The sequence below is a fragment of the Paenibacillus sp. 05T425 genome, assembly GCF_056396205.1.
In genome coordinates this window covers 1-561 of record NZ_JBFTLA010000060.1, presented here as the reverse complement: position 1 = coordinate 561, position 561 = coordinate 1, and the positions used below count along the sequence as shown (strand labels likewise).

Below are 561 nucleotides of genomic sequence, written 5' to 3'. Positions count from 1 at the left end.
GCCAGGCCAGCCGTGCGAGAAACTGGCTTTCGCATCCGGGTGTCGGCTGCCAGCAACTCAACGGATGAAAATCTGCTGCCAGCGGTGCGTTCAATTCAGGACGTTCGGTGCTGCGCAATACCACACCGTCGAGCCTGGGGATGGTCAGCCCGGCCAGGCTGATGGCGACCTGATCGCCGGGACGAATGTCCAGCGCTTCCCAGCGCTGCAGGGAGCTGACGCTGACACGCTTGATCTGCCGGTCATCGAGCATCACCGGTGCCAGATCCAGCACCAGTGTGATCCGGCCGGTCCGTCCAATCTTGAAGTTGACCTTGCGCACCTCGGCCAACGCCTGGGCGAAGGGGTACTTCCAGGCGACACTCCAGAAAGGCGTTTTCGCCTGCCAGCGCTCGGCGGGTGGGCGCTGGTTCTGTCGTAAAACGACGCCGTCGCTGGCAAAGGGCAGGGGCGAGCGATACCAGTAATCGCGCCAGCGTTCGGCATCGGCGAAGGCCTCGATCGGCTGGCTGTAGGGCGCGGTGCTCGGGAATCCCAGCTCATCCAGAGCCGCCACGCGGG

Annotated in this window: 1 protein-coding gene; it reads right to left on the bottom strand. The window is 64.5% G+C overall.

What is annotated here, in order from left to right:
• A partial coding sequence (locus AC1DF0_RS32050; protein ID WP_477577596.1) for a hypothetical protein occupies nucleotides 1-561 on the bottom strand: 561 nt, incomplete at both ends.